This is a genomic window from Blautia sp. BCRC 81119 (assembly GCF_003184505.1).
Lineage (GTDB): Bacteria > Bacillota > Clostridia > Lachnospirales > Lachnospiraceae > Blautia_A > Blautia_A fusiformis.
Map to the genome: position 1 here is coordinate 1 of NZ_QJHD01000071.1, position 665 is coordinate 665.

Consider the following 665-nt stretch of genomic DNA (forward strand, 5'->3'; position numbering starts at 1 on the left):
CACCTCCTGTTAATGAGCGCCAAAGATACGCTGGGCAATGCTCCCGGTCTTAAAGAGCATGAAGCAAAGCAGAACCGTGTAGCCCACAGTTCCCCAAATCGCCCCAATGGGATCGCCGCCTGTTGCGATGCCTTGAATGAGCACTGCGTAAATTGCAACACATACAAGGATCAGCAGCCCTTGAAAGCCCACGGCAAACAGGGACTTGATGTAGTTCTGCCCGGTGCCGCCAAGCTCCCGGTTGGAAAGCGTAGCAACGGGGATGGGGGCCAGACTGGTCAGCAGATAGATTTCCAGCATCCTGCCATACACCAAGACGAAAATGATAATTCCCATCGCCTTCATTGTGAAGCCAATGAGCGCAGACTGCAGCCACAGCCCCAAAAGCGGCCCCAAGTCCATCGCCTCCAGCGAGGTTTCCAGTTCGGCAAGCATATCCGCCGAAACATCGGTAGAGCCTTGAATGAGCCCGCCTGCCTGCGCGATGACGCTCTGCGAGACATCGAACACGGCCATGACGATATTGAATGTGTTTGACAGGATCAGGATTGCACAGGCTGTTTTGAACATCCATTTATAGAGGTTCGCAACGTCAACCTCGTGCATATTGTTCTTTTCCAAAAGCATCTGTATGAGCTCATAAGTGGCAACAAAGGTCAGCACCA

The 665-nt window shown here is 52.8% G+C and carries 1 protein-coding gene; it reads right to left on the bottom strand.

All coding sequences use genetic code 11. The features are described 5' to 3' along the window. Positions 1–9: 9 nt before the first annotated feature. Positions 10–665, bottom strand: a 656-nt coding sequence (locus tag DMI82_RS19575) for a VirB6/TrbL-like conjugal transfer protein, CD1112 family (RefSeq protein ID WP_242981891.1), incomplete at its 5' end; no start/stop codon positions are given.